Raw genomic sequence first — 19,569 nt, forward strand, 5'->3', positions numbered from 1 at the left:
GATGGGCCGGGAGGTGCGACCGAGGGGCCGCGTGACCGGCGAAGTCGCGGCAAGAAGCAAGAGGGCCGCGCGACGGAGCGCGCGGCCCTCGAGCTGCGGGTCGACCGCCGCGCGGCGTCGCTCAGCCGGCGTCGCAGTAGTACTCGACGTCGGCCGCGCCGGCGATCTTGAGATCGGCGCAGGCGGTGCCGCACAGCTCGAGCGCCGTGTACGGCATCGGCTCGATGTAGCGCCAGCCGCTCTCGTTGGCGCAGTCGGTGATCATCGGGACCTCGGTGTTGCCGAGCTTGACGATCGTCTTGTCGGGGAACGCCGGCGGCGACTCGAGCGGGATGATGCAGCTCTGCGCGTCCTGGACGATGGCGTTCAGCGCGTCGCTGAGCTCGATGGCGTTCTTGGCGCTGTAGAACTTCTCGTCGCCCGCCTTGGCCGTGCCGCCGAGCGTGGCCAGCTCGTTGAGCTTCTCGTACGGGTTGATCATGTTGGGGTTGCCGTCCTGGATGTTCGGGTTCGGCGCGTTGTCGATGGCGATGCCGATGACGTAGGTCGGGATGTTGTCGACCGAGAAGGCGTCGCCGACGATCGGGGCCAGGTTGGCGTCGTAGACCTCGAACAGCTCGGTGAGGTTGGGGGCCGTGGTGCTGCAGTTGGCGGCGCCGTCGGTGACGAGCATGACGATGCGCGGCACGGCCGGGTCGAGCGACTTGAGGTGGTTGAGCGCGGCGGTCATGCCGAGCGCGGTCGGGGTGCCGCCGGCGATCGTCATGTTGCTCTGCGCCGGCAGGACCGGGATGATCGCGTCCTTGTTGAGCTCGGCGACCGGCACCTCGACGGCGTCGTTGACGAGGCAGGCCGTCATCTTGTACTCGCCGAGCGCGTTCTTCGACGGGAACAGGTTCATGCCGAAGTTGAACTTGTCGTTGAAGTCGGTCAGCACCTGATTGACGACCGCGTAGAGGCTGTACCAGCGCGTCACGTCGGGCGTGACGGGGTCGGCGTCGGCGTCCCACTTCTGCAGCATCGAGCCCGACTTGTCGAGCACGAGCATGGTGTTCGGCTTGACCGGCTGGACGGTGACCGAGATCTCCTGACAGGGCGTGTCGGTAGTGGTGCCCATCGTCGTCAGGGTCGTCGAGGTCTGCGGCTCGGTGGTCGGACCCGCGGTGGTGTCGACCGGCTCGGTGGTGCTGGTCGGCCCGGTGGTCTCGGTGGTGGTCGGCGTCGTGGTCGACTCGGTGGCGGTGCCGGTGCCGTCGGTGGTCGTCGGCGCGGTCGTGTCGGTCTCGGTGCCGGTGGTGGTGCTCGGCGTCGTCGTCGTCAGCGGCGGCAACGTCGTCGTCATCATGGTGCCGGTCGCGCCCTGCGTGTCATTGCCGTTGTCGCCGCAGCCGCTCACGAGCCCGAAGGAAGCCAAAAACAGAACACCCGAAAAACGTCGCATCACACCACTCTCCCGCGCGAAAACGGAGGTTAAGGTCGACGGCGACTATAACTCAGGGCGACTGTCCGTGTCCGTCTGTTTTTGCGACGTCGTCGTCGGCGCTCGGCGCGGGAGTCGGGCCGCTTTTGTCGACGGAGGTGTGGTCGTGGACGATGCTCCAGCCGCGAGCGTCGCGCCGGAACACCAACGTGAAGACACCCGCGCCGGCAGCCTCGGTCTGCGTCAGGCGCCAGCGACCGAGGACCACCGCGACGTCGCGGCTGAGCCCGCGAACGTCGACGATCTCGAACTCGAGGTGGCCCATCGTCTCGGCCCCGCGCGCGCCATAGCGCTCGAGATAGCGGGCCCGCGCCGCCGCGTAGCCGCGCCGGATCGCGCCGCCCGAAGTGAACACCAGCGCCTCCGACGGCTCGTAGGCGCGCAAGAAACCCTCGAGGTCGCCGTGGTTCCAGGCCGCGGCTTGCTCGCGGAGCACGCCCTCGACCGCGCGGCGATCCTGGCCGGTGAAGCCGCACGCCATCACGAGCAGGCCGAGCAGGCAGAGCAGGCCGGGTAGGCCGAGCAGGAAGTCGAGCCGCGGGGCGAGGCGAGGCGTCCGCGAGGCCGCGGCCCGCCCCGGCTCGTGAGGCCGATTCGCAGGCCCGGCCGGACCGCCTCGAAACGCCCCTGGACCGGCCTGAGCGGCGTCAGAGGGCGAGATGTGCTCCGCGTCACACCTTGGGTCGCCCGGCGCGGTCAAAAACCTGGATAAGTTGCCCAGAGCAGAGCCCGAGTATAGCTCAGGGCGGTCCGCCGATGCCCGAATCTCTCCCGCAACGGATCTTTTCCCGCATCGCGTCCTTGAGCCTGAGCCGTCCGCGGCTGGTGCTGACGGTCGCTGGCTTGTTGGTGGCCGCCTCGGCGGTGACGCTGCCGCAGCTGCGGGTGTCGACGTCGCGCTACGGGCTGGTGTCGGACGAGAACCCCGACCAGGCGCGGATGCTGCGGTTCTTCGAGCGCTTCGGCAACCCGGACGCGCCGGTGGTGGTGGTCTCGAGCGAGCGCCCGGAGGACAGCCGCGCGGTCGTCGACCGGCTGATCGCCGGGTTCGAAGCGGTGCCGAAGCTGCGCGGCCGCGTGCTCGCCCGCGTCGGTCCGAGCGAGGTCGCCGAGGTGCTGCTCCTACAGCGCCCCGAGGTCCTGTCTCAGTGACAGGTAACTTGCCGCCCGACGTGGCGCTCGCGCCGCTGGTCGAGGGCGGTCTGCCGGCGTGGTTCGGGGCGATCGAGGGGCAGCTGCAGGCGGGCCTCGACGGCGAGGCCGCGCCGCAAGATCCCGCGCGCGCGGCCGAGGGCCTCAAGCAGCTCGGCGGGATGGCGAGCACCTTCGACCGCTACCTCGCCGGCGAAGATCTCATGCGCGCGGCGATGCAGGCCCAGGCCGGCGAGGCGCCGGCGCGCGGCCGCGACGAGGCCGGCTACATCCAGACGGTCGACGGCAAGTACCACGTCGTCAGCGTGTTCCCCGAGTTCTCCGGCAACGAGGTCAGCGACTTCGCGCCGCTGATCAAGCAGATCCACGAGGTCCGCGACGCGGCGCTGGCGGCCGGCCCGGCCGGCGTCCGCGCGGAGATCACCGGCCTGCCGGAGCTCGCCAGCGAGGAGCAGAAGCTCGTCAGCCGCGGCCTGGTCCAGTCGAGCTTGTGGTCGGGCCTGGCGATCCTGGTGCTGTGCCTGGTGATGCTGCGCTCGCTGCGGCAGACGGTGCTGAGCCTGGTGCCGCTGCTGGCCGGGCTGGCGCTCACGCTCGGCGCGGTCTACTGGATCTACGGCTACCTCAATCTGATCACCTCGAGCTTCGTGTCGACGCTGCTCGGGCTCGGCATCGACTTCGGCGTGCACATGATGCACCGCTTCAACGAGCAGCGGCGCGCCGGCTCGTCGGTGGCGGCGGCGATCCGCGAGGCGCTGATGCACACCGGCCCGCCGATCGTGGTCGGCGCGCTGGTGACGGTGCTGGCGTTCCTCACCACGCTGGGCTCCGACTTCACCGCCTACGCCGAGCTCGGGGTCATCACCGCGGTCGGCCTGCTGTTCGTGGTGCTGGCGACGCTGTTCGTGCTGCCGTCGCTGCTGATCCTGGCCGGCAAGACGGGGCTCGCGGCGGTCAAGAAGGAGCCGCCGATGGTCCACCGGCTGGTCGGCTTCGTCGCGCGCGCGCGCGTGTTCATCGTCTTGCTGGCGGTGCTGGGCGCCGTCGGCGGCGGCTGGGGGCTGTCGCGGATCGCCTTCAACGGCCGCTACTTCGACTTCCTGCCGCGCAACAGCGAGGGCGTGCACGCGCTCGAGGCGCTCGAGGGCGACCCGCTGATGAGCCCGGTCTACGCCAACGCGGCCGCCGACGATGTCGAGTCGGCGCGGGCCAAGGCCGAGGCGCTGCGGGCCCTGCCCGAGGTCGCAGGGGTGCAGACGGCGACCGACCTGCTGCCGCCGCTCGACCCGCAGCGGCTGGCGCAGCTCGAGGCGATCGAGAAGCTCGGGCCGCTGCCGGACTTCGCCAGGCTGGCGGCGCGCCACACCACGCCGGAGGAGCTGCTGCCGAAGATCAAGGCGATCGTCGACGTGCTCGACGAGGTCCGGTTCGCGCTGCAGCAGGGCGGTCAGCCGACCGAGGCGGTCGACCAGGCGCAGGCCAGCTTCCGCGCGCTGCGCGAGCGGCTCGAGAAGGCCGGCCCGGCCGAGCGCGAGCGGCTGGCCGCGGCCGAGCCGCAGGTGGCCGACCTGCTCGGCCGCGCCTGGACCACCGCCAAGAACGTGGCCGACCGCGGCAGCTACGCGCCGAGCGACCTGCCGCAGCTGTTCCGCACCCGCTTCGTCGCCCGCGACGGCCACGGCCTGGCGCTGTTCGTGGTCCCCGCGGTGTCGCCGTGGGACTCGGCGTCGGCGGAGGCCTTCCGCGACGCGGTCACCTCGATCTCGCCCGACGCCTCGGGCCTGGCGATCAACATCGAGCTGCACTCGTCGATGATCGTGGCCGGCTTCCGCCGCGCCGCGCTGTGGGCGGCGCTGCTGATCCTCGTGGTCGTCACCCTCGACCTCCGCTCGCTCCGCGACGGGGCGCTCGCGCTGATCCCGACGGTGCTCGGGTGGCTGTGGATGCTCGGCCTGATGGCCGCGGTCGGCCGCACGTTCGACGTGGCCAACATCGTGTCGCTGCCGCTGGTGATCGGCATCGGCACGGCGTTCGGGGTCCACCTCATGCACCGCTGCCAGGAGAGCGAGCAGCACAACAGCCACGCGCGCCTCGACGACCTGGTCCGCGGCACCGGCAGCGCGGTGGTGCTGTCGGCGCTGACGACGATCGCCAGCTTCGCGTCGCTGACGCTCAGCGACTACGGCGGCATGAAGAGCTTCGGCTCCGTGATGGTGATGGGCATCTCGAGCTGCCTGGTCGCCAGCTTGCTGGTGTTGCCGGCGCTGCTGCTGATGCTCGGCCGGGTGCGCGCACTGAGCTGCGAGGGGCCTCCGGGCCTCGCGCGGGGGGTCGCGTATTGCCGACTGCGCCTCGCGGGGGGTCCGGGGAAGGTCCGGCCGCGAGTTAACCGACCCGATGGGCGCTCGTGCCTCGCACCCATCGGGTCTCTAATCCGCGGCCGGCCCTTCCCCGGACCCCTGGCACGGCCGCAGCCGTGAGAAGCCGCCGCGCCGTCGTGGGCTCCGATGGCGGGTGTCTCTCGGGGCAGGTCGCGGGGCGGCCGTTCGACGGCCAGGGCTGGCCGCCGAACAGCCGCCTTCTCACGTCATGACCGGCGCGGCCTCGCTCGCGGCGGTGCGCTCGCGGCACGACGGTGGTGGATGGCCGAAGGGACAGGTGTCACGTCATGACCGGCGGCCTCGTTCGCGGCGTCGAGCTCGCAGCACGAGCATGGGGATGGCTGAAAAGACAGGTGTGAGGCGCGGGGCTGGCCGCTGAACAGCCGCCTCTCACGTCATGACCGGCGCGGCATCGCTCGCGGCGTAGCTCGCGGCACGACGGTGCGGGATGGCCGAAGAGACAGGTGTCAAGTCATGACCGGCGCGGCCTTGTTGGCGGCGGTGCGCTCGCGGGCACGACGGCGGGGGATGGCCGAAGGGACAGGTTTGAGGCGCGGGCTGGCCGCTGAACAGCTGCCTTTCACGTCATGACTGGCGGGGCCTCGTTGGCGGCGTCGGGCTCGCAGGCGATGTGGGGGATGTTCCAAGGGACAGGTGTGAGGTGCCAGGGCCGCGAGGCTGCGAGGGCGGCTCGTGGGCGCTGGAGATCGGTAGCTCGCCGGTGAGCTGCTCGCAAGGACAGGTGCGAGCGGCGGGGGCCGCGGGACATGTCTTGGAGGACATGTCCGCTAAGCTGCGCCTGCGCGGGCGCTGCCCGTGGGGGCGCCTCTGCGTCCCCGGGCGCGCCGCGTGCGACGGAGCTCGGCGGCAGGCGAGACCTGTCGGCGAGGACAGGTGATCCGGCGAGCCGCTCAGAGGTGGCGCGTCTCGGCGGGCGGCGCCTGCCAGTTGTTGTTGGCGCCGTCGGCGTACATCACCGGCGCGTCGGCGAGGGCGGTCCAGTCGACGTCGTCGAGGCAGGCGAGGTTGACCGTGACGAAGTCGCCGCCGAGCACGTCGAGGTGGCCGCGGCCGAACGGACGCACGCCGCAGCGGCGGCAGAACAGGTGGTGCATGCTCTGGGAGCCGAACTGGTAGTCCGACAGCGCCTCCTCGCCCTTGAGCAGGCGGAAGGCCTCGGGCTTGACGATGGTGCCCCAGGCGCGGGTCTTGGTGCAGATCGAGCAGTTGCACTTGCCGCTGCCGGCGGCGACGTCGATGTCGGCCTCGAACTGCACGTCCTGGCAGTGACAGCTCCCCTTGTACGTTTTCGCGCTCATGCCTCTGCGATACATCCGGGGCGCTCCGGCTGTCAATCGCGCCGCCGGGACGGGCACGCGGACGCGGGAGAGCCGGGCGGCCGGCGTCGCTGCGGCGGAACGGCGAACGCCCGGCCGGAGCGAGAGCAGGGTGATGATCGGATGTCTTGAGGGACATGTTTTGGGGGACATGTACCCGCGCCGCTCGCGGCCGCGGACCCTCGCGGGCCGACTGGACCGCGCGTGAGGTCGCCAGGTCGGCGGGGAAAATTCGTCGTCTCGCGCCGGAGTCCTGTTCGGTGCGCATGCATGGACTCTTGCCCCAGCGACAGCGGCCTCGTCCGTGGCCCGTCCGCGGCGCGAGAGTGGGCACGGGCCCCGGAGTTCACTATGCTTCGCGCGTGCCGATCCACTTACATGGCGGGTCCGTCCTGCTCGCCCGGCTGGCCGAGGCCGGCGTCCCGGGGGAGCGTCTCGAGTGGTCGGAGGTGCTGTGCGGAGGCCCGGTCCCGGCCGAGGTCGACGACGAGGCGTTCCGCCAGCTCGCGCCGACTGGCTGGCCGAGCACACCGGCGACCCGGCCGCGGCGCCGCAGATCGCCGCCCGCCTGCGCGCGCAGGACGAGGCGCTGGCGGCCGCGGCGGTGCGCGACGAGCTGGTCCTGTGGACAGGTAACGAGTGGTTCTGCCAGGCGATCGCGCTGGCCCTGATCGCGCGGCTCGGCCCGGCCGGGGCCCGGCTGTCGTGGGCCACGGCCGAGGACGCTCCGGACCGCCCGGGCTGCAGCGTCAGCGAGCTCGGCGAGGCGGGCCTGCGGCAGGCGTTCGCCGCCCGCGAGCCGGTGGACCCGGCGACGATCGGGCTGGCGGTGCGGGCCTGGGACGCCTACCGCGCGCCGACGCCGATGCGGCTGCAGGCGCTGGTCGACGACCGGGCGGCGTTCGTCGCCTGGCCGGCGCTGCGCGACGCGCTGGGGCTGCATCTGGCCGAATGGCCAGGTCGTGACGACGGCCTGGCCCGCACCGAGCGGCAGCTGCTGACCGCCCTGGCCGAGGGCCGGGCCGACGTGCGGGCGCTGCTGACGGCCTGCGGTCGCGCCGAGGCCCGCCCGTGGCTGACCGACCTGCTGGTGCTGGTGCGCCTGCGTCGGCTGGCCGAAGGCGAGGCCCCGCTGGTGCGCCTGACCGGCGCCTCGCCGGCCGAGATGACCGCCGAGATCACCGAGGCAGGCCAGGCGGCGCTCGCCGGTCGCACGCGCTGGCTCACCCCGGCGCGCTGGCTCGGGGGAGCCTTGCTCGACGCCGCGACCCCGTGGTGCTGGGACGGCGAGCGCGGTCGAGTGGTCCAGTGGGCGTGAGCTGAAGGACGCGTCCTGCGGGACATGCCCTTTCGGACATCCATTTCGGATATGTCCGTTCGGACATCCCGTCCGGACAGGCCCGCTCGGACGTTTCGTTCGGGCATCCCGTCCGGACAGGCCCGCTCGGACGTTTCGTTCGGACATCCCGTCCGGACAGGCCCGTCCGGACAGGCCCGCTCGGACGTTTCGTTCGGACATCCCGTCCGGACATGCACGTTCGGACATGAGCGTTCGGACATGCACGTTCGGACATGCACGTTCGGACATGCATGTTCGGACATGCCCGTTCGGACCGCGGGCGAGCTAGAACGACGAGCCCGGCTGCATCAGGAACTCGCACTCTTCGGCGGTGCTCTCGCGCCCGAGGACCGCGTTGCGGTGGGGGAAGCGGCCGAAGCGGGCGATGACGTCGCGGTGGCGGACGGCGTAGTCGAGCCACATGGGGGTCTCGTCGAGGGCGCGCATCAGCTCGACGCAGCGCTCCTGGTCGGCGAGCTCCTCGCTGTGCTCGAGCGGCAGGTAGAGGAACAGCCGCTCCTCCTGGGTGAGGGCGTGCTCGTGGCCGGCGTCGAGCGCGGCGTTGGCGACCTCGCGGGCCTTGGCGTCGGAGGCGAAGGCCTCGGGGGTGCCGCGGAACATGTTGCGCGGGAACTGATCGAGCAGGATGACGAGGGCCAGCGCGCCCCGCGGCGCGGCGCCCCAGCCGTCGAGGGCGCCGCTGGCAGCGCGCGTGCAGCTCGCCGAAGGTGCTGCGGATCTCGCGGTCGAGCTCGTCGCAGCGGACGAACCACTTCGGCCGGACCCGCGGCGAGAACCAGAAGTCGAGGACGGCGTCAGGAGTGCTCATACGCTGGTGAATTTGTGCGGGGACCGAGCGACGGGCAATGCCCGGCGGGGCTCGCGGCGACAAGAATTTTTCCCAGGCAGCGACCCCAGCCGTTCCGCCGCCGCGGGCCGCTCCGGGGCCTCCGGAGCCTCCGCTGGCAAACAGCCCGGCGCTGGGGGCCGCGGACGACGGGCTGGGGAATTCTCGGGTCAGCCGGCGAACAACAGCGCGACGCCGGCGACCGCGACCACGGCCCCGAGCAGCCCGCGCACGCCGACGCGCTCGCCCTCGAGCCGCGCCGCCAGCGGGATGATGAAGATCGGCGAGGTGCTGAGCAGGCTGGCGGCGACCCCGGCCGAGGTCCGCTGGAGCGCGAACAGAGCCAACGAGACGCCGAGGAAAGGGCCGAGCAGGGCGCCGACGGTGGCGTAGCCGAGCGCGCCGCGGTCGCCCAGGGCGGCCCGCAGCCGCGGCCCCGTCGAGGTCGCCAGCACCAGGGCGACGAAGCACGCCAGACCGACGAGCATCCGGATCTGCGCCCCCGCCAGCGCCTCGTAGCCGACCATCCCGCGCTTGCTCAGCACCAGCCCCACGGCCTGCCCGAACGCGCCCCCGAGGCCGAGCAAGATCCCCCGCAGCTTCGGGGCGGCCGGCCCCGGGGTCGCGGCCGCAGGTGTCCTTTCAGACAGGACCCAAGCGACACCCGCGAGGGTGATCGCCATCCCGACCAGCGACAGCGGCGTGAGTCGCTGGCCGAGCACGGCGAAGTCGATCACCGCGGTCAGCGGCGGCGCGAGCGCCATGATCAGCAGCGTGAGGCGCGGGCCGATCTCGATGAAAGCCCGGAACTGACACAGGTCGCCGAGGAAGTAGCCGACGAAGCCGGACAGCCCCAACCACCACCACTGCTCGGCGGTCGCGTCGGTCGGCAAGGCCCGCCCGCGCAGCGCGAGGCCGGCGACCACCGCGAACAGCAGCGCGAGGGCCAGGCGGATGACGTTGAGCGGGAGGCTGCCGATCCGCCGCCCCGCGCGGGTGAACGCGAGCGAGCCGAGCGCCCAGCACACGGCCGTGCCGAGCGCCGCGAGCTCGCCGAGGTGGTCCGTCACCGCGGCGAGTCTACGCGAGCAGGTGTCGCCGGCGAAGCGGGGCTCGCAGACGCTTGGTGGGCGCGTCGCGGGCCGCACGGGCGAGGGTCACGAGCGCGTGGGTCGAGCGCGCCGCGGGCCGCACGGGCCAGGGTCACGAGCGTGGGTCGAGCGCACCGCACGGGCGAGGTCACGAGCGCGGGGGTCGAGCGCATCCCGGGCCGCACGGGCGAGGGTCACGAGTCGAGCGCGCCGGGGGCCGCACGGGCAAGGGTCACGAGTCGAGCGCGCCGCGGGTCGCACGGGCCAGGGTCACGAGCGCGTGGGTCGAGCGCACCGCACGGGCAAGGGTCACGAGTCGAGCGCTCCGCGGGTCGCACGGGCCAGGGTCACGAGCGCGTGGGTCGAGCGCATCCCGGGCCGCACGGGCGAGGTCACGAGCGCGCTGGTCGAGTGCGTCGCACGGGCGATCGGGAGACTTGCTCGTCCCGCGGAACGAGCTTCGCGATGGTGTTCGACGCGCCGCTGCTGGTGGCAGGTCGGTCGGAGCACGACTTCGGCGATCAGGCCATCCTGCGCTGCCGGCGGGCGCACGTCTCGACGTTCATGAGGGACAGGCCGAGGCAGCGGGCAATCTCGGGCCGAGCCAGCGACGGCAGGCTGGGTCTTGCAGTGACCCGTGACGAGGATTTTTTCATGCGGGGCAAGTCGAAAAGAGCCTCGCTCGGCGGAGAGTCCTTGTTTGCGCAAAATTTTAAGAGCGATGACAATTTTGCTGGGAGCCGGCGAGGCGGGACCTCTCCGCAAAAAGGGCGGCGGCGCCGACGCAGCTGATCGTTCGCGCAGGGCCACTTCCGCGGCCGTCGCTGGCCCGAAGGACAGGGCGAGCATTTTTCTGGAGTGCCCAAAGAAATAGATTGGGTCGGAGAGAATCGCCTCCTTGATACGCAATGGTATAAATGCGAGCGCTGCTGCGAGAAGGCGTCAACCGGGTAGCACCCTCGTAACGAGGCCGTTCGCGCGAGAGGTCGCGTCTCGTTTGGATCGCCGGCGGGCTCGGCGCTGCCTGGCAAGGTGAGCAGAGAGCACTCTCGGTTCACGAGAACTTCGCGCCGGGCGTGAAGAGCGACAGCGCGCAATGTCATGACCCCGCCGGGCTCGGATTTTCGAGCACCGAAGGCAATCGGGCTCTTCTCTCGCCGCTCGGCGGGGCGAGTCGAGCGTGAGGCCTGCGATCGTCGCCAGCCGTGTATTTTCTTGCCATTGTGAACATGGGACGGACCGCCGGGGCCTCGAGCGACGCGTCGAGCGAGCGTCAGCAATCGCTCGCAGTTCTATTTTCGCTTGCTATTCAGAACATCGAGCGAGCCGCTTTGAGCGCCGAAGCCCCCAATCGCTCGCAGTCGTATTTTTCCTTGCTACTCAGCACGACGGTCCGACCGCCGCGGCTCGCCGAACGCCGTTGCGAGCGGGAGGCGCCAGCAAGCGATTGAAGACGGGTTTTTTCATTGTTGTCCGGAACGTCCACATCGGCTCGCCGAACGCCGTTGCGAGCGTGCGGCGCCAGCAAGCGATTGAAGACGGGTTTTTTCGTTGCTGTCCGAATGTCCACATCGGCTCGCCGAGAGCGGCTCGCTCGCTGCGAGCTCGTTGCGAAACGCAATTTTATAAAATGGCGCTCGCGTCGCGCAGGGCAGCGCCAAACGAGTAGCGCCGGTGAGAGGCGCTCGGTAGGGTTCGCGCGATGTCGCGCTTCATCGGCCTCGTTGCCACGCTCTACTTTGTTGGCTGTCACACCGCCGTGCCCGATGCCACGCCGTTCGGGAGCGCGAGCAGCGAGGTCGAGACGACGAGCGCGACGACCTCGACCTCGTCGAGCACGACGACGAGCACGACCACGCCGACGACGACCTCGGGCTCCGGTGACGTGTCGACGTCGACGTCGACGAGCGAGGCCGTCGTGAGCAGCAGCAGCGGTAGCGTCGCGCCGGACTTCGGCGACGTCGCGCCGGACGGCTGCCAGGGGAAGATCGACATCATCTTCGCGATCTCCACCGAGTACCCGATGAAGGAGTATCAGCCGCGGTTGCTCGCGGCGTTCCCCGAGTTCGCGCAGGCGCTCGAGGAGGAGCTTGGGGGGTTCGACCTGCACGTCCTCGTGACGGACTCCTCGTACACCTGGTCGATGGACGACTGCGCGTTGTGCCAGGATCCCGCCGACTGCGACCCGAACGGCATGCCGGATCTGTGCGGCGCCACGATCGACGAGTGTGACTACACCATGGGCTCGGGGGAGACCTTCGGCAGCGAGCTCGGCTCCTCGGGCCGGCGCTGCAAGCTCGCGGGCGGTCATCGCTACATCACCAGCGCGGAGCCCGACCTCCCGGCCGCGTTCGACTGCATCGCGCGCGTGGGCTGGGGTAGCGCCACGCCGCAGACCTTCGACTCGATCTTCTCGGCCCTCGACCACCCCTTGGTCGAGACGGGCATCGAGCTCAACGCGCCGGGCGGCTGCAACGAGGGGTTCTTGCGCGACGACGCGCTGCTGCTGCTGGTGATCATCCAGGATTCGTACGAGAACTGGTCGCTGGGCGGGCCCTACCAGTGGCGGAAGGCGCTGTACGCCGTGAAGGGCGGCGACGAGGACGCCGTGATCGCGCTGGCGATCACGGCCGACAACGACATCACACCCAGCCTCTGCGCCCCCGACGGCCCGCAAGGCCAGCCCAACCGCATGCGCGCGTTCATGGAGGACTACCTCAAGCACGGGACGATGGCGTCGATCTGCGCGCCCGAGTACGGCCCGTTCTTCAAGCAGGTCGCCGCCAAGCTCGCGCCGCTGTGCGACCAGTTCATCCCGGATTGAGCGGGCCGCCGCGATGGGCCTCAGGGGTGGTGGACTCTCATCCAGGCTCGATTTTCCCGGGCGCCTGCCACCGCGCAAAACCCTCTGACATCGCAGGCGGCCGCCTTCAAACTGGCGCTGGGAAAAGATTCGTCATAGACGACGGGGGCGTCGCTGAACTGAAACACGACCACTCCCGCAGAGATCGGGTTGCCGTTGACGGTCGCTGCTGCCGTGATTCCGCCTCGCTGTCGCAGGCGATCCCGTAGAACTTCGCGTCATCGAGCTGCTCGATCCGGCGCTTCGCCCCGCCGTTGCCCGAGGGATCGAGCCACCGAGTGACGGGCGACGGAGGGCTGCCGCTTTCTTCGATCCATCCGCCCGCCACCAGCTCGTCCGCGCAGATCGTCGCCGTGGCGAGGCCGTCATCGAGCGCGTCGAGCCCGCTCGAGGTCCAGGTCGCGTCGAGTTCACCATCGAGCGCGTACTGCAGCGAGAAGGAGCGCAGGCGCGTGTCCTTGTCCTCCAAGATGTAGCGCTCGCCGACCACGACCAGGACTTGCAGCGCGTCGGACCAAACCAGCGCGCGTGGATGCTCGTCGAAGATGTTGAGATCGTCGCTCCAGTCGTCGCCCGGCAGCGGCGCGGCGATCTTCTCGTGCCAGAGCTCTGTCCCGTTGTCGTCGAAGCCCTCGATGAAGCCGTCGGCACGCAGGACGTTCTGGTCGATCCACTGCTCCTCGCCGACCACGAAGAAGCCCGCGGGGCTGGCGGTGACGCCGTTGTAGACGTGACCCGGCTCGCCGAGCCGTTCCCAGTCGAGCGGGCCCTCGGGCGAGAGCACGGCGATGTAGGGCAGATAGTCGGGGAAGTCGCCGACGTTGGCGACGATGGCGGTGCGGCCCTCGCCGTCGACCGCCAGGCCGACGGCCTGCGAGGGCCCCGGGAGGGCTTTGTCGGTCCACTGGGAGATCTTCCACGGGGAACCGAACTGCGGCTTGCACGAGTCGGGATCGAGGCGCCACACCGCCGCCTCGGTAGGCCACCCGAGCGTGCCCGCCAGCACCAGCGGGTCGCCGTAGACGACGCCCGCGAACCAGCCGTTGTCGGATCCCTCCTCGAACTCGCACCGAGGGTCCCCCGTCTTGGGCAGCTCCACCTTCAGCGTCGCCGTTGCGACGTCCATCTGACCCTTGTCATCCTCGGCGGTCAGCTCGAGCTGGTAGACGCCGTCCGACTCGACCTTCGAGGTGGCAGTGAAGGACCACTCGAAGTTCGCCGGAGTACCGGCCAGTATATCTTCGTCGTTGACCTTCAACGTCAGCATGGTCACGCTCTCGCTGAAGGACGCGATCGCGTGGGCCGTGCCGGCCTCGTTCAGCATGTCGGGCTTGATCTCGAACTCGAGGATCTTCGGCGGCTGGTTCTCCGGTTCGCCGGTCGTCATGCTCCACGGGTCGCCGGAGCCCGGAGTGGCGGGCAGCGGCTCCTGGGTGGTCGCCGGCATGCCGCTCGTCGCGCTCGCGTCGATGCCGGTGCTCGTCACCGAGGAGGAGGCGCCGCTGCTGTCGCTGTCCTTGGGGAACAGCGCCGTCGCGTGGTTCGCCACTTCCGTGTAGCAACCCACAGTCACGAGGGAGAGGAGAAGTGTACTTCGGGACATGTCCTCGGCTCCGCACGCGCCGCGCAAGAAGATGATACCGACGGAGCGGCCGCGCACGAACCACGACCGCCGCCGAGACGGCGAGCGGTCGACCTGTCCGAGAAACGCTGGTGGCGGCGAGGTTGACGCCCCGCAGCACGACGTCCAGTCGTTGTGTACGCAAAGAAATAAGATTTGTGTAGTGCGGGAAGTCGCGCAAGGCGCCTGGCGTGGGCTTCTAGGGGCCAGTAGCCTGGCACGCGCGGCTGCGCACTTCCCGCTTTGCGGCTGTTTTTTACATTCTTGGCGCTGACGCTGCGTCGCTCGCCGAGACGACTGCCTGCGGCAGCGCGGGCGCCGAGGTGAGCGCGGATGGGCTGTGGACGGTGACCCCGAGCGCGACGGCGACGTCGTCGACGAGCACCGTCACCGGCGATCTATCGACGGCCGCGCCCGCCGCGGGGCCGCCCTCGTCGACGCGCAGCACGTGTACGTGCAGCGAGCGAGCTGAATGCGCGCGGTCTCGAATCACTCGGGCAATCTGGGCCGCCGTCTGCGGAAGCGCCGTTCGCTCGCCCCCAGCCCAATGGCATAGACCAGGATGATGCCGATGCCCCAAAGTGGGCCCGTGGAGAATACGACGAGAGCGCCGAGTGACAGCTCCAGGGCGAGGCGTATGGCTCCTCCCAAGCTCCCAAAATGGTGACGGAAGAAGGCTCGTTGAAACTCCTCGGTAGCGCAGAAGCCAAGAGGTTGATCAGGGCCAGCCTGGACCAAGGCCGCGGAGGGGGCGGAAAAACGAAGTGGGCGCCGTTGGACACGGTCGCGGGTGAACCGCTCGATCATGCCAGCAACAGGAAGTAGCAGCAAACTGCACACCCATAGGTGCCACGTCGATAAGCTGAACCAACTGTCCAATAACATGAGCGAGATGAACGCCAAGGCCATCGCCCCAAACCCCAGCGGCGTGCGAATCGCCACGTTCCAGATTCGCGCGTGGGCCAGAAGCCCAGGTATTGAGCAGGGAAGGGCCGTTTCCCGTAGATCGAGATCTGCATGTGCCCCTTCACTTCTTGTTTCCCTTCACTTCTTGTTTCCGTTCTGGGCTTTGTCACACTTGTTCTTCACATAGGGGTAGGCAAGGTGAGGGAGAGGACGAGGGCGATGGTGTGCATGAGCATTCTGGGAGGCTGGATGAGGTTCAAACATCGGCAAGGTGGAAGCCGGCATTTCGCGGTTCCGTCGCATGCGGACGATCTTGCGTAATCCAGCACCCCGGCGACGATGCCGCCGAGGTCGCCGCACTTGGCGGCTGGGTGCGGCGGTCTCGGCAGCGCGGTCGGCGAATCCCGCGAGCGAGCAGCACGATCACGGACGTCGCTGAGAGCACCGGCGGGGTCGGCACCCACACCGTCGACATCGACGCCTTCAACCGCGACGCCAGCGCCAGCAGTGGCACCGGGCCGAGCGCGGCTAAATCTCAGGCCCGACGCTCCCGCGTCGTTTCAGTGGCTCCTCGGAGACGAGCCGGCCCCATGTCGCAAGGCTCCACTGCTTGCCGCCCTTGCGACCCGCGAGCGCTGGCAAATGCATTGGCAGCGAACACGCGTTACGGGCGATGCATGCGGATCCTTGCGTGGTTGCCCACGAGATCGGCTGTAGCGACCTGGATGCTCTCCTGTGGAAGTTTTCGAAGAGACAGCGGCGTCGGCGGCCGCCCTGAGTGGTCCATGAGCCGGCATCGACGGTTGATGGGTTCGAGCCGCGCGAGGGCGACGAGGTTGCCGCCCCTGTTGCCGCGAAGCCGGTCGTTGCTCAAGCAACGAAATAAGATCTTGGATTGCGCCGAAGGACGCGCAAAGGGGTAGCACGGGCCGTTGGGGGCCGGTAGCTTGGTGCGCGATGTCGCGCATCACGAGTCTTGCCGTCGCTCTCTACCTCGTTGGCTGCAACGCTCTGCCGCTCGCCGAGACGACGCCCTTCGGCAGCGGGGGCGCCGAGGGAACCACGGGCGGGCCGTCGACTGCGTCCACGGACGCGAACACGAGCGCGACGACCGCAGCGCCGACGACGACCACGGGCGCGATCGAGATGTCGACCGGCGGCGACGTGTCGACTTCAGGGCTGAGCGAGCCCGTTCTGAGCAGCAGCAGCAGCAGCAGCAGCGGTATTCTGCCGGATTTCGGCGATGTGGCGCCGATCGGCTGCCAGGGCAAGGTGGACATCATCTTCGCAATCTCTGCCGAGTATACGATGGAATTCGCGCAGCCGCGTTTGCTGGCGGCGTTTCCTGCCTTCGCGGAGGCGCTCGAGGAGGAACTCGGCGGGTTCGATCTGCACGTCCTCGTGACCGATTCGTCGAACTGGTGGTCCATGGATGATTGCTCGTTGTGTCAGGATCCAGCCGACTGCGATCCCGACGGCGTGCCGGATCTGTGCGGTGCGACCATCGATGAGTGCGATTTCACGATGGGAGCCGGCGAAACCTTCGCTAGCGAGATTGGTTCCTCCGGGCGCCGCTGCAAGCTGGCGGGTGGCCGTCGCTACATCACTGCCGAGGAGCCCGACCTCTCCGCCGCTTTCGACTGCCTCGCCCGCGTCGGCTGGGGCGGGGCCAGTCCGTTCCCCTTCGACTCGATCCTCGCGGCTCTCGATCATCCTTTGGTCGAGACAGGTGAAGTCTTGAACGGCCCCGGCGGCTGCAACGAAGGTTTTTTGCGTGACGATGCGTTGCTCGTAGTGGTGGTCATCCAGGATATGTTCGACCAGATCTCCCAAGGGGGTCCCTATCAGTGGACCAAGGCCTTGTACGCGGTCAAGGGGGGCGACGAGGATGCGGTGTTCGGCCTCGTCATCACCTCCGACGCCGAGGTGTCGCCCAGTTTGTGCTACCCCGACAAGCCGCCAGTGGCCGCAAAGAACCGTCTTCGGCTATTCGCCGAGGATTATCTCAAGCACGGCAAGGTCGAGTCGATCTGCGCGCCGTCCTACGGAGAAGCGTTCAAAGAGACAGCGGCGCAGGTGGCTGCGTTGTGCGATCAGTTCATCCCGAAATAAAATCGAGTGGATTCGTCAGAGAACTGCCGTCAGGGGTGATGTACGCGCACCCACGCGTGGTTCCCCAGGAGTCCGGCGGTGGCACAGAAGCCACGGAAATCGCAATCGAGGGCCGTCAATGCGGCCTGTGGGAACATGAGCTTGAACGTGAATGGATCGTCGCTCGCCGTGAAGCCGACCGCATAGGCGCCGGTGTCGGTCGTCGCCACGGCCGATACTTTCTGCTCAAGGTCGCAGGCGATAGCCTGCATCGACGTCTTGGCCAGGTTGTCGAGCCGGCGTTTGTCACCATTGCCGAGGGGATCGAGCCAGCGGGTAGCGGGCGTGCGACTGTTCGGACCGGAGCCCACCCAACCGGCGGCCACTTGGACTCCGCCGCAGTTGGAGACTGCGAGTAGACCGTCCTCGTCGCCGTCGAGGCCACTCGAGGTCCACGCGCTGATAACGGCGCCGTTCGCCGTGTAGCGCGCAGAGAAGGCCCGCGTGATCAACATGTCAGCGGGTACTTGCCGTTCGCCGACGATGAGAAGCGTTTGACTCTCTGCTTGCCACGTGACCGCGCGGGGATGTTCGCCGAGGATTTTGGGGTCGTCTGGAAAGTCATCGCCCGGCAGCGGTGCGGCGAGGGTGTCCCACCAGACCTTCGTGCCAGTGGTGTCGAAGCTCTCGACGAGGCCGTCGAAGAGCGCCGGCAGCATATCGTTGACGAGCACCTCACCCACCGCCACGAAGCGATTCGGCGCGGCGGTGACGCCGCTGTACGTCTGCCCGATCGGGCCGACGTACTCCCACTGGAGCGCGCCTTCGGGCGACAGCACCGCCAGGTAGGGCTGGCGGGACAGGCCTGCGCCGATGTTGGCGGCGATCGCCATGCGGCCCTCCGCGTCGAGCGCCAGGCCGACCGCCTCCGACGTCGCCTGGATGTCCATGGGGCTCCACTCGGACAGCTGCCGCGGGTAGCCGGCTTGCGGCTGGCACGAGTCGGGATCGAGGCGCCACACCGTGGCCTCGTAGGACGGATTTGCCAGCGCGCCGACGACGACCAGCGCGTCCTTGGCATAGACCGCGGCGGTCAGCCGGCCCGCGCCGACGTCTTCGGTGAACACGCAGCGCTCGGTGCCGGTGTCGGGCAGCGTGACCCACAGCATCGCCGTCGCGCTGGCGGTGAGGCCCTCGCTGTCGCGGGCGACGAGCTCGAGCGTGTACGTGCCCTCGGACGCGGCCTTCGAGGTGGCCGCGAAGGTCCACGCGAACTCGGACGGCGGCCCGGCCCACACCTCTTCGCCGTCGACGCGCAGCTGCAGCGACACCACGTCGGCGCTGACGCTGACCTTCGCCTCGGCGGTGCCGGCCTCGTGCAGCGTGTCGGGCTCGACCGTGAAGCTGAAGATCTCGGGCGGTACGTCGGCCGGCTCCTCGAACGTGGACGAGCTCGTGACGAGATGGGTGGTGCCCGGCGACGTGGTGCCCGTCACGGTCTGCCACGGCTCGCCGGTGGTCGTGCTCGTGCCCGTGCTCGTGGTCGCCGACGAGCCGGCTTCGCCGTCGGTCTCGGTGGGGAACCGCTCCGAGCCGTCGACCCAGGTCTGCGAGAAGCAGGCGGCGGCGGCGAGCGGGAGCACGAGTGTACTTCGGGACATGTCGCGAAGCTCGATCAGAACGCCCCGCTGAAGATGACACCGGCGGCCCCGCCGCGCACGTACGGCCTCACTCGGGCCCGTCGCTTGGCCTTCACGAACATCGGGATCCCGGCGGCCAGCGTCATCGCGCCGGCGACCCCGAAGCCCAGAGTGAGCCACCGCGTCTGCTCCGCGATCCCGAACACCCGCAGGAACTCGTCCTTCTCCTCGAACGTCATCTTGCGCTCCTCGACGATCGCCCGCGACGTGATCGAGCGGGCCTCGAGGAGGTACGCGCCCGAGACCACGAGCGAGCCGATCATCAGCGCCGCGAGGCCGACGCCGGCGCCGAGCAGCCCGCGGCCGGTGCCGAGGCGCTCCTTGTCGTCGACCGGCGACTTCGGCGGCTGCCTCACGGGCCGCGCCACGGGTGCGGGCGCCGTCGCGGGCGGGGGAGTCGCCGCGGCGGACGGCGGGGCCTCGTCGGGCGAGCCGGACTTTTCACACTTATCGGCCTCGACCGCGCGGCGCCGGCGCTCGAGCGCCGAGTTGCGCGGCAGGGTCGGGTCGGCGAAGTAGGCGTCGAGCAGCGCCTTGGCCCGGCAGCGCGTGTCGGGCCGGTCCTCGTCGATCCACACCCCCGCGGCCATGGCGGCCGCCATTCGGCGGTCCTCCGGCGCCACGGACGCGGCGGCTGCGATCGGTGCGGCGAGCTCGGCGGCTTCGAGCCGGCGGTCGGCCGCGTATTCGGTGCAGGCCGCCACTAAAACTTCGGGACAGGTGCCGGGGGCTCCGACCAGCGTGAAGAGCAACATGTGCGT

General features: G+C 69.6%; 18 protein-coding genes. 8 read left to right on the forward strand and 10 right to left on the reverse strand.

Annotation, left to right across the window (positions count from 1 at the left end):
- Window positions 1-121: 121 nt before the first annotated feature.
- Both OV079_RS45830 and OV079_RS45835 read right to left on the reverse strand, forming a co-directional pair.
- The gene (locus OV079_RS45830; protein WP_267776255.1) at window positions 122-1,396 is read right to left on the reverse strand and encodes a vWA domain-containing protein; all 1,275 of its coding nucleotides are present in this window, start codon (window positions 1,394-1,396) and stop codon (window positions 122-124) included.
- Window positions 1,397-1,493: 97 nt separating this feature from the next.
- Complete coding sequence (locus tag OV079_RS45835; RefSeq protein ID WP_267778801.1) at window positions 1,494-1,961, reverse strand: YybH family protein; 468 nt, start codon at window positions 1,959-1,961, stop codon at window positions 1,494-1,496.
- A gap of 320 nt (window positions 1,962-2,281) precedes the next feature.
- Between OV079_RS45835 and OV079_RS45840 the strand changes: the two genes are divergently transcribed.
- Both OV079_RS45840 and OV079_RS45845 read left to right on the forward strand, forming a co-directional pair.
- The gene (locus tag OV079_RS45840) at window positions 2,282-2,632 is read left to right on the forward strand and encodes a hypothetical protein (protein ID WP_267776256.1); all 351 of its coding nucleotides are present in this window, start codon (window positions 2,282-2,284) and stop codon (window positions 2,630-2,632) included.
- Window positions 2,629-5,112: an MMPL family transporter gene (locus tag OV079_RS45845; RefSeq protein ID WP_267776258.1), complete on the forward strand. Its 2,484-nt coding sequence runs from the start codon at window positions 2,629-2,631 to the stop codon at window positions 5,110-5,112. The genes OV079_RS45840 and OV079_RS45845 overlap by 4 nt, the downstream gene beginning before the upstream one ends.
- 481 nt (window positions 5,113-5,593) lie before the next feature.
- Here OV079_RS45845 and OV079_RS45850 read toward each other — a convergent pair whose 3' ends face one another.
- Window positions 5,594-5,782, reverse strand: coding sequence for a hypothetical protein (locus tag OV079_RS45850; protein ID WP_267776259.1), 189 nt, complete (start codon window positions 5,780-5,782; stop codon window positions 5,594-5,596).
- A 142-nt stretch (window positions 5,783-5,924) separates the two neighbouring features.
- A complete protein-coding gene (locus OV079_RS45855) occupies window positions 5,925-6,332 on the reverse strand; it encodes a GFA family protein (protein ID WP_267776261.1) in 408 nt (135 codons plus the stop codon).
- Between the two features lie 472 nt (window positions 6,333-6,804).
- Between OV079_RS45855 and OV079_RS45860 the strand changes: the two genes are divergently transcribed.
- The gene (locus OV079_RS45860) at window positions 6,805-7,668 is read left to right on the forward strand and encodes a hypothetical protein (RefSeq protein ID WP_267776262.1); all 864 of its coding nucleotides are present in this window, start codon (window positions 6,805-6,807) and stop codon (window positions 7,666-7,668) included.
- 306 nt (window positions 7,669-7,974) lie between these two features.
- On the opposite strand, the gene OV079_RS45865 is transcribed toward OV079_RS45860, so the two are convergent.
- Window positions 7,975-8,508: a DUF924 family protein gene (locus tag OV079_RS45865; RefSeq protein ID WP_338089144.1), complete on the reverse strand. Its 534-nt coding sequence runs from the start codon at window positions 8,506-8,508 to the stop codon at window positions 7,975-7,977.
- 198 nt (window positions 8,509-8,706) lie between these two features.
- Entirely contained in the window at window positions 8,707-9,606 is a 900-nt protein-coding gene (locus OV079_RS56770) for a DMT family transporter (RefSeq protein WP_267776263.1), read from the reverse strand.
- A 486-nt stretch (window positions 9,607-10,092) separates the two neighbouring features.
- Between OV079_RS56770 and OV079_RS45875 the strand changes: the two genes are divergently transcribed.
- Together OV079_RS45875 and OV079_RS45880 are read left to right on the forward strand one after the other, a co-directional pair.
- The gene (locus tag OV079_RS45875; protein ID WP_267776264.1) at window positions 10,093-10,419 is read left to right on the forward strand and encodes a hypothetical protein; all 327 of its coding nucleotides are present in this window, start codon (window positions 10,093-10,095) and stop codon (window positions 10,417-10,419) included.
- A 413-nt stretch (window positions 10,420-10,832) separates the two neighbouring features.
- On the forward strand, window positions 10,833-11,078 hold the full coding sequence (locus OV079_RS45880; RefSeq protein WP_267776265.1) for a hypothetical protein: 246 nt from the start codon (window positions 10,833-10,835) through the stop codon (window positions 11,076-11,078).
- Between the two features lie 298 nt (window positions 11,079-11,376).
- On the opposite strand, the gene OV079_RS45885 is transcribed toward OV079_RS45880, so the two are convergent.
- Window positions 11,377-11,640, reverse strand: coding sequence for a hypothetical protein (locus OV079_RS45885; protein ID WP_267776266.1), 264 nt, complete (start codon window positions 11,638-11,640; stop codon window positions 11,377-11,379).
- Window positions 11,641-11,650: 10 nt separating this feature from the next.
- Between OV079_RS45885 and OV079_RS45890 the strand changes: the two genes are divergently transcribed.
- Window positions 11,651-12,451, forward strand: coding sequence for a hypothetical protein (locus tag OV079_RS45890; protein ID WP_267776267.1), 801 nt, complete (start codon window positions 11,651-11,653; stop codon window positions 12,449-12,451).
- A 106-nt stretch (window positions 12,452-12,557) separates the two neighbouring features.
- Here the strand turns inward: OV079_RS45890 and OV079_RS45895 are convergent, their stop codons facing one another.
- The gene (locus OV079_RS45895; RefSeq protein ID WP_267776268.1) at window positions 12,558-14,093 is read right to left on the reverse strand and encodes a hypothetical protein; all 1,536 of its coding nucleotides are present in this window, start codon (window positions 14,091-14,093) and stop codon (window positions 12,558-12,560) included.
- Between the two features lie 358 nt (window positions 14,094-14,451).
- Here OV079_RS45895 and OV079_RS45900 point away from each other — a divergent pair, with 358 nt between their 5' ends.
- Together OV079_RS45900 and OV079_RS45905 are read left to right on the forward strand one after the other, a co-directional pair.
- On the forward strand, window positions 14,452-14,583 hold the full coding sequence (locus tag OV079_RS45900) for a hypothetical protein (RefSeq protein WP_267776269.1): 132 nt from the start codon (window positions 14,452-14,454) through the stop codon (window positions 14,581-14,583).
- Window positions 14,584-15,974: 1,391 nt separating this feature from the next.
- Complete coding sequence (locus tag OV079_RS45905; RefSeq protein ID WP_267776271.1) at window positions 15,975-17,129, forward strand: hypothetical protein; 1,155 nt, start codon at window positions 15,975-15,977, stop codon at window positions 17,127-17,129.
- Window positions 17,130-17,158: 29 nt separating this feature from the next.
- Here OV079_RS45905 and OV079_RS45910 read toward each other — a convergent pair whose 3' ends face one another.
- Window positions 17,159-18,769: a hypothetical protein gene (locus OV079_RS45910; protein WP_267776272.1), complete on the reverse strand. Its 1,611-nt coding sequence runs from the start codon at window positions 18,767-18,769 to the stop codon at window positions 17,159-17,161.
- A 14-nt stretch (window positions 18,770-18,783) separates the two neighbouring features.
- Window positions 18,784-19,563, reverse strand: a complete 780-nt coding sequence (locus OV079_RS45915) for a hypothetical protein (protein ID WP_267776275.1) — start codon at window positions 19,561-19,563, stop codon at window positions 18,784-18,786.
- Window positions 19,564-19,569: the final 6 nt, after the last annotated feature.

Origin of the sequence: Nannocystis pusilla, from assembly GCF_026626665.1 — a bacterium.
Taxonomy (GTDB): Bacteria; Myxococcota_A; Polyangia; order Nannocystales; family Nannocystaceae; genus Nannocystis; species Nannocystis pusilla.

Excerpts from the sequence above, each read along its gene's own strand:
- OV079_RS45835 (WP_267778801.1), bottom strand. The coding sequence starts at position 1,961 with ATGGCGTGCGGCTTCACCGGCCAGGATCGCCGCGCGGTCGAGGGCGTG.
- OV079_RS45850 (WP_267776259.1), bottom strand. The coding sequence starts at position 5,782 with ATGTCCCGCGGCCCCCGCCGCTCGCACCTGTCCTTGCGAGCAGCTCAC.
- OV079_RS45855 (WP_267776261.1), bottom strand. The coding sequence starts at position 6,332 with ATGAGCGCGAAAACGTACAAGGGGAGCTGTCACTGCCAGGACGTGCAG.
- OV079_RS45875 (WP_267776264.1), top strand. The coding sequence starts at position 10,093 with ATGGTGTTCGACGCGCCGCTGCTGGTGGCAGGTCGGTCGGAGCACGAC.
- OV079_RS45890 (WP_267776267.1), top strand. The coding sequence starts at position 11,651 with ATGAAGGAGTATCAGCCGCGGTTGCTCGCGGCGTTCCCCGAGTTCGCG.
- OV079_RS45895 (WP_267776268.1), bottom strand. The coding sequence starts at position 14,093 with ATGTCCCGAAGTACACTTCTCCTCTCCCTCGTGACTGTGGGTTGCTAC.
- OV079_RS45905 (WP_267776271.1), top strand. The coding sequence starts at position 15,975 with ATGTCGCGCATCACGAGTCTTGCCGTCGCTCTCTACCTCGTTGGCTGC.
- OV079_RS45910 (WP_267776272.1), bottom strand. The coding sequence starts at position 18,769 with ATGTCCCGAAGTACACTCGTGCTCCCGCTCGCCGCCGCCGCCTGCTTC.
- OV079_RS45915 (WP_267776275.1), bottom strand. The coding sequence starts at position 19,563 with ATGTTGCTCTTCACGCTGGTCGGAGCCCCCGGCACCTGTCCCGAAGTT.